At 66.5% G+C, this 7631-nt stretch carries 7 protein-coding genes; 4 read left to right on the top strand and 3 right to left on the bottom strand.

The annotated features are described in order from the left end of the window. Positions 1 to 1017 (bottom strand): radical SAM protein, encoded by a 1017-nt coding sequence (locus ACY5KJ_RS15020; RefSeq protein WP_462203628.1) that lies wholly within the window; start codon positions 1015 to 1017, stop codon positions 1 to 3. A gap of 587 nt (positions 1018 to 1604) precedes the next feature. Between ACY5KJ_RS15020 and ACY5KJ_RS15015 the strand changes: the two genes are divergently transcribed. From ACY5KJ_RS15015 to ACY5KJ_RS15005, 3 genes are read left to right on the top strand one after another with little or no spacing between them, the layout of a single operon-like run. Then, a complete protein-coding gene (locus ACY5KJ_RS15015) occupies positions 1605 to 3197 on the top strand; it encodes a TIR-like protein FxsC (RefSeq protein WP_462203627.1) in 1593 nt (530 codons plus the stop codon). 37 nt (positions 3198 to 3234) lie between these two features. Then, on the top strand, positions 3235 to 5883 hold the full coding sequence (gene fxsT / locus ACY5KJ_RS15010; RefSeq protein ID WP_462203630.1) for an FxSxx-COOH system tetratricopeptide repeat protein: 2649 nt from the start codon (positions 3235 to 3237) through the stop codon (positions 5881 to 5883). A 6-nt stretch (positions 5884 to 5889) separates the two neighbouring features. Then, positions 5890 to 6330, top strand: coding sequence for a tetratricopeptide repeat protein (locus ACY5KJ_RS15005; RefSeq protein WP_462203629.1), 441 nt, complete (start codon positions 5890 to 5892; stop codon positions 6328 to 6330). 83 nt (positions 6331 to 6413) lie between these two features. On the opposite strand, the gene ACY5KJ_RS15000 is transcribed toward ACY5KJ_RS15005, so the two are convergent. Next, positions 6414 to 6599: a hypothetical protein gene (locus ACY5KJ_RS15000; protein ID WP_462203626.1), complete on the bottom strand. Its 186-nt coding sequence runs from the start codon at positions 6597 to 6599 to the stop codon at positions 6414 to 6416. 63 nt (positions 6600 to 6662) lie between these two features. Here ACY5KJ_RS15000 and ACY5KJ_RS14995 point away from each other — a divergent pair, with 63 nt between their 5' ends. After that, positions 6663 to 7007, top strand: a complete 345-nt coding sequence (locus ACY5KJ_RS14995) for a hypothetical protein (protein WP_462203625.1) — start codon at positions 6663 to 6665, stop codon at positions 7005 to 7007. Positions 7008 to 7201: 194 nt separating this feature from the next. On the opposite strand, the gene ACY5KJ_RS14990 is transcribed toward ACY5KJ_RS14995, so the two are convergent. Then, positions 7202 to 7631, bottom strand: a 430-nt coding sequence (locus tag ACY5KJ_RS14990; RefSeq protein WP_462203624.1) for a hypothetical protein, incomplete at its 5' end; no start/stop codon positions are given.

Here is a 7631-nt window from a genome sequence, read left to right as displayed (position 1 = left end):
TTAACTTCGAAGACCCCGCAACACTCGGTCAAAATCATCCCGGATCACATGCAGACCCGTCGATGCCGCCCCGTGATAGGCGGATTTCAGGGCGTCGACCTGCTCGATCGAGCCGTCGGTCTCGAGGACGACGACGGTGGACGGCGAGAGCCCCACCGTCTCCACCTGGCTGTGGCCGCCGAGCAGGAGCGTGATGATCTCCTGGAAGAGCCTGAGATTGGTCTCGTGCTCGGGCGCGGAGTACCAACGGTCGAACAGCGTGATGAGCCAGTCGGCATAAGGCGTGGCCTGCTCGTCCGCCGGCCGGCCGGGTGGGCGGGTCGTCCAGTTCCCGTGGGGCAGGAGGAAGTCGACGGCGGGTGGCCGCCAGGCGAGCAGGCTCTCGTAGACCTCGAGCGGGTCACTCGTCGGATCGACGACGCCGAGCAGTCCGCCGAAAACGGCCCGGAAGCGATCGGAGGTGAGTCGTTCGAGTCCGGCCACGGTGCCGGAGAGGCTCTCCGCGCCATTGCGCAGCACCCGCCGGCGGTTGTGGTGCGCGAGGGTGCCGTCGACGCTCACGCCCACCATGATCGTATGGGTGCGGCAGAGATCGAGAAACCTCTCGTCGAGCAGCACGCCGTTGGTCTGCAGGCTGAACGTAACGTCCGTACCCGGCGGCGCGGCGGCGCGGAACGCCATGACGACCGACTCCAGCAGCTCGGCGCCGGCAAGCAGCGGCTCGCCGCCGTGCAGGATCACCTTCACCGCGGGCAGATTGTGACGGCGGGCATGCTCCCCGACCCGCGCGGCCGCGGCCGCCACGAGCTGCGGGCTCATGACGAGCGGCTGCCCCCGCCAGCCCTGATCGGCCTGGTGGTAGACATAGCAGTAGCTGCAGGAAAGATTGCAGCGGCTGTGCACCTTCAGCACGAACTGGCTGAAGGGCATTGCCCGCCAGCCCGATCGGCCGAGTACGTCGTGGCGCAGGAAGCCATATGGCCACCCCCCCGCGGTCCCGGTCGTTATGGTGGACACCCCGGCTGTCCGTCATCCTGTTTCAGGATCCTGGAGCTGAACCCACTCGACGGGGGCGACGACCTCGCCGCCTCGCGACAGACCCGTCGTAGCCCCCAACTCAACACGGGAAATTCCGTGGCCCTCGCCTCGAGAGGAACTATCTCGCTCACCTCGAGCAGGAGCGTCTCGATGTCGGACGACTCGTTCACCCGCTGACCTCCTCCGCCACCCCTGTCATCCAATCTAACCTGGGTCGCGGTGTGGTGCGCGCTATCCGAACCATGGCACGAACCGTCGTCCGGGCCTGCCCGGCGACGACGACATCGACCCGGATCCGCCGGTCCCCCATCCCGTCCTTTGCTGGTTTCCCGGACAGACCACGAGAGCGGCACCTGACACCGCAGCGCCTGCTGCACTTTGCCGCCGGTCACCGCCGTCCACACCTGAAATCTAGACGACAACCGGCTGGGAGACCACGCCGTAGACTCAGTTCTCACTTGCCTGCACCCGCACAGGTTGTGACGTGTGGTCGCAGCGCGTTCCGGCCACACCGTGTTGGAAAGAGGGGGCCTCGGTGCCGGGGGAGATCATTCACAGATCGAGGGGTGAGCGACCGCCTCGTACCGGAAAAGACCGCTCCGATGCCCCCGGTCGGCCAGACCGACTACGGTTCGACCGGCCTGCCGGGCCCGATGCCGACGGACATGCCTGAGGCGACGGACGGGCCGCCGCTGTACTTCTTTCTCAGCTACGCCCGCGCGGACGGCGAGGACGGCCCGTTTCTCGCCCGCTTCTTCCGGGATCTGCGGCACGAGGTCCGGGCCCGCTGCGGGCATCCGAGGGCAGACGAGGTGGGGTTTCTCGATACCTCGAGTATCCGACCGGGCGACGCCTGGTCACGGGAACTCGCCTCGGCGTTGGCCCGCTGCCGAACTTTCGTCGCCATATGCTCCCCCACCTTTTTTACAAGTGAGTACTGCGGCCGGGAATGGCAAGTTTTCGAGGACCGCCTCCGCCACCTGGAGGAGACGGGCGCGGGGCGGGCACCCGTCCTCCTACCAGTGATGTGGATCCCCTTACGCCCGCCGCCCTCGATTCTGGCCCGGCTGCAGTACAATCACGAAGATCTCGGCCAGGAGTACGCCAAGTTCGGCTTACGGTATCTTCTCCAGCTGAACCGGAACCACGACGAGTACCAGGAGTTCCTGGTAGCTTTGTCCGATCGGATCGTACGACTCGCGGCAGAGACCGCTCTGCCGCCCATGGCGGAGATCCCCGGCTTCGACACCGTGCCCAGCGCGTTTGATCAATGGGGTGACCGGCGCCCTGTCCCGCCTCGGTCCGAGGTGCCGGAGTTGATCCAGGACCCGGTCCCGCCGCCGCACTCGGTGGCCTCGACCGAGGCAGAGGCAGACCAGGGCACGGGTCTGGCCGGTACCGAACCCACGACACACCCGGTGACCGGGCCGACAAGTATCCTCGAGTCGACGGCGGGAACCGGGCCGGCCACGTACATTGGGCCCCGTGGTGACCGGGACGGACCTTCCACCGCTGTCCGCACGCAGGAAGCCGGCCCGGAGCCGGCCGACCACGTCGGCGGTCTGAAGCGAGTCACCTTCGTTCTCGCCGTGACCTCGGCCAGCGAACTCGCCGCCCTGCGCCGGCACTTGAGCTACTACGGCAGCCAGTACGACGAGTGGAAGCCCTACCATCCGCATCACAAGCAACGGGTCTGCGTCTCCGCCCAGTTCATCGCCGCGGGCCAGGAGATGTCTTCGGACATCGTCATGCTGCAGACCGGCATCTCCACGCTGCTCAAGCGGTCGCGCACGCGCAACGAGATCGTCGTCTTCATCGTCGATCTGTGGACCGCCACCATGGAACCGTTCCGTACCGCGCTGCTCGAATACGACCAGCGGAACGAACCGACGACCGGGGTGCTCGTGCCCTGGAATCCGGACGACGAGGAGACGCACGAAAACAGAGAACGGCTGTTCGAGACCCTCGCCAGCACCCTGCCGAACAACATGCTGCGCCGAGACGGTCTCTTCCAGGAGCAGGTGCAGTCCCACGAGGAGTTCGCGGATGCGCTCGTGCAGATCCTGACGGATCTGCACGAGCGCATCTTCGCCGGCCAGACCATCTTCCGCCAGCGCCCGCCGAGCCACCGCCGCCGTCCGTTCCTCAACGGCCCGTAGGAGAGGGCGCCAGTGAACCGAACGGGATTCGGGACGCATCGTCACCTTCTATGCCTACAAGGGCGGCACGGGCCGATCCATGGTGCTCGCCAACGTCGCATGGCTGCTCGCCAGCAACGGACGGCGGGTGCTCGTCGTCGACTGGGATCTGGAGGCGCCCGGGCTCCACCGGTCCTTCCATCCGTTCCACCACGACCCGGATCTGCGGACGACCCGCGGCGTCATGGACATGATCTGGGATTTCACCGCGACGGTGATGTCGCCGCCGACCGCCGGCGAGGAAGACTGGTTCGAGCGGGCGACCGCGATCATGCCGTACGCGGTGTCTCTGACCTGGTCCTTTCCGGCCAACGGCACAATCGACTTCGTCTGCTCCGGTCGTCACGACGCAGCCTACTCCCGCCGGCTCAGCACCTTCGACTGGAGCACCTTCTACGACACGCACAACGGGGCCGATTTCATCGACGCACTCGCGGAGAACATGCGGTCGTCCTACGACTGGATCCTCATCGACAGCCGGACCGGGCTGAGCGACACCGCCGGAATATGCACCGTGCAGTTGCCCGATATCGTCGTAAACTGCTTCACACTCAGTACCCAGAGCATCGAGGGTGCCGCCGCCGTCGCCCAGTCGATCAGCGCACAGGACAAGGACGGTGAAATCGGCCATCTACCGGTGCCCATGCGGGTCGAGGACGGTGAGCAGAAAAAACTTGAGCTGGGCCGGGACTTCGCCCGTGCGATCTTCGATCCGTTTCTGCGGAACATGAGCGCCCGGGAGAAGGAACGGTACTGGGGCGATGTGGAGGTTCCATACAAGCCGTATTATGCGTACGAGGAGATCCTGGCGGTCTTCGGGGACCGCCCGTTGCAGGAGGGCACTCTTCTCGCCGCCTATGAAAGGCTTACCTCGTACCTGACCAACGGGGAGGTCCGCTCCCTCGCGACGCTGGACGAGACGCAGCGCCGCCGCAATCTCGCGGTCTTCGAGCGGACCACGGTGTCCATCCCGACTAACATCGTGGTGAGCTACGCCTCCGCCGACCGGAACTGGGCGGACTGGATCGCCACCGAGCTCGAGAGCGCCGGTTTCGCCACGAGGCTGGAACAGGCGGGCCCGGGCACCGGGAACCGGATCGATCAGGGCGCCGTCCCCGCGGCCGGTCATTTCCGAACAGTCGTCATCCTGTCATCGGCGTACGTCCGCTCACCGCCGGCGTTGGAGAGATGGCGCAGGACGGTCGCGAGCGATCCGGACGGGACGGGTCGGCTGCTCGTGCCCGTCCGCATCGAGGACTTCCAGCTGCCGGCCGAGTTCACCAACCGGGAGTATGCCGACCTCGTCGGTTTCGACGAGGCGCCCGCACGGCAGACGCTGCTTGCCGCGACGGGACGTCCGACCCGCCGGGCCACGCAACTCCGCCGGGAGATCGGCGTGGCGGCGAACGTGCGTTTCCCCGGCTCGCCGCCCCAGGTCTGGACAGGGGTACCGGAGCACAACCCGAGCTTCATCGGACGAGAGGCTCTCCTGGTCGGGCTGCGCGACCGCTTTTTCGGGGTGGGCGGGGCGCCCGTCAGTACCCAGGTTCTGCAGGGCCTCGCCGGCGTGGGTAAGACGCAGGTAGCCACGGAGTATGTGTTCCGGTTCGGGGCGTCCTATGATTTGGTCTGCTGGAGCGGGTGCGACCAGACGGCGCTGGTCCGCAGCAGTCTGGCTCGGTTGGCCGCCGACCTGGGCCTGCCGCACCGGGAGGGGCGGGAACCGGTTGACGAGGTGGTGAACGCCCTGCGCCGGGGTGATCCGTACCGACGCTGGCTCCTCGTCTTCGACAACGCCGACTCCCCCGATGATGTGGCGCCACTGATCCCGCATGGCCCCGGGCACGTGCTCATCACCTCGCGCAACCATCGCTGGCAGGGCAGGCAGGAGCGGGTGGAGATCGGTATGTTCAGCCGGGAGGAGAGTGTCGCGTTGTTGCGGCGGCGGGCTCCGGCGCTGACCACGGAGGTCGCCACGCAGCTCGCCGAGGCGCTGGGGGACCTTCCGCTGGCGCTCGAGCACGCCGGCGCCTGGCACGCCGAGACCGGGATGACCGCGGAACGGTACCTGGAACTTCTTGACCGAAGCCCAGGGCCGCTGCTGCTCGAGGGCGAGATCCCGACCTACCCCCTGCCAGTCGCCCGCACCTGGCTGCTGTCCATGGAGCGGCTACGCAGCGAGATTCCCACGGCGGCGCGGCTCGCCGAGCTGTGTGCCTTCTTCGGCCCAGAACCGATCAGTCTGCAGATCTTTGCCGGTGCGGGGCTACGTGACCTGACCGATGCCGAGGATCAGGAGTTCCGGGACTCCTTCGTACTGGCCAAGGCCGTCCGGCAGATCAGCGAGCACGCCCTGGTCCGGGTGGATCAGAAGAACGAGAGCCTGGAGATACACCGGCTCGTCCAGGCGGTGATCCGCGACGACCTCACACCCGACCAACGCACCGGTGTCCGCCGCCGGGTCCATGCGTTGCTGGCGGCGGCGGACCCGCTGGAGCCCGACCGCCCCGAGACATGGCCCCGCTACTCCCTGATCCGACCGCACCTGGTGCCCTCCGGCGCGGTGGGGTCGGCCTCCGAGGAGGTGTCGCGGCTCGTCTCGAACCAGGTCCAGTGTCTCTACGAGCAACGCGATCACTGGGGATGAAGGGATCTGGCGAGCGTCACCCTCGACATCTGGCGTGACGTCTTCGGCGACAACGACAAGCGGACCCTGACGCTCGCTCTCGACCTCGCCGACAGCCTGCGGGCGCTGGGGGAGCCGGACCAGGCCAAGGGACTCGACCAGCCTGCCCACGATCGCCTGACCCGCCTGTTCGGCAGCAACGACGCCCTCACGCTCCGCGCCGCGCGGGCACTCGGCGGGGACCTGCGCGGCATGGGTGACTACCAGGAGGCCCGACGCCTCGACGAGGACACCTACGCCCGCTACCGGGACATGGCGATCCTGTCCGAGGCCGTGACCGCCTGCCGCCTCCAGATCGCCAGCTACCTGTCCACCGCCCGCAAACACGGCGTCTCCGCGCTGCACGCCCTACGCCTCGCGTTCCGCGGCACCCCCTGGATGCCACCAGCCGCCGCCGTCCCCACCTGACGGCAGCCGCCCCCACCCGGCGCGGCCCACAGCCATGCCCGTGAACCGTCACCTACAGCAAGATCGCTAAAGCAGGTGAATGTTTACAGAAAACCTTCCTCCTCGACCAGTACCGCGCTTCCCTCAATCGTGCAGGCTTCTCCTTCACCCTCGCCTTCGAGATGGTCGACGAGGGAGGCCGTCCGCTTTTTCTCGTCTTCGGCACGTCGCACGAGAGCGGGCTCAAGGGGGACGTAATGAAGTAACAAATACGTGATCGAGAGCATCATCGCAGGTCACAGGCCTGTGGAGGGTTCGAAACGCGCAAGTTATTTCATTTCGACTCCAAGGCGATGAAGGACGCGATGTGGAAGGTCGACCCGCTCACCGGGGTCCGCTACCGCGACCCGCGCGACGCGGGTCAGCAGCTCCTTGATCTTAAGATGGAACCCGAAACTCGCCCACTCCAGAACGCGATCATGGATTTTATCACCGAGTCAGGTCCGATGACAGTCGCGAACCTCCGCCGCTTCGCGCTGCTCAACACAGTCTTTCGTCCTGAGCATGTAGGTACGGCGTTGCGAGAACTTCGCAAGGATGGCCGTCTCCGCCAGAGTCCCGGTCGGCCAACTCCGGACACGGTCGTTGAGTTACCCGCAAGCCAACTACCCGTGAGCCAGCAGCCGACGCTATTTTGATATGCCGCCTATCGCGCCGAAACGTTGACGCCGGCGGAGCACAGCCATGACAGAACATCGAGGAGGCGGGCGGCGAACAGCGGCGTCACCGGCGAAATATATAAAGTGCTTGCCTCCGGAGCCGTCCTCAGGCGCCGATTTTCCCCCGCCCTCGTTGATCGGATTCGCGGCGGTACAGATGATCTCTGAGCCGGTCATGTACACCGGTCGGGATGACGGGGACCGTGGCCGGGTTGGGGATCCAGTGGGGAGACGAAGGCGCCGGTGGCTATGGTGTCGTAGGCGGCGAGGACGAGGCGGCGGGTGCGGAACTCGCCGAACGCCTTCTCCTCGTTCTTGCGCAGGACGAAGAACGAGTCGATCACATGCTCCGCCTCGTTCCGGGCCAGGCCATAGAGGTGCAGGTAGGCGGCATCCAGCTCGGCCCGGATCTGCGCCCGCCGCTCGGGGACCCACCGGAACGGTGGTCCGTCGTCGTGCAGCTCCTCCGCGTAGGCAGCCATGTCCCACGACGTGTAGGACAGCTCCAGCACCCGTTCTGCTACCCAGTCCCGCAGTTCCACTCCCTCATCCCACGCCCTACCTGCCAAGATGAGACGAGACAGGCAGTACGTTCCATCTAGG

This window comes from Frankia sp. CcWB3, assembly GCF_977927595.1.
This window is presented reverse-complemented; position numbering and strand designations above follow the sequence as displayed.

Coding starts and splice junctions, on each gene's coding strand:
- ACY5KJ_RS15000 (WP_462203626.1), bottom strand. CDS start 6,599: ATGATGCTCTCGATCACGTATTTGTTACTTCATTACGTCCCCCTTGAG.
- ACY5KJ_RS14995 (WP_462203625.1), top strand. CDS start 6,663: ATGAAGGACGCGATGTGGAAGGTCGACCCGCTCACCGGGGTCCGCTAC.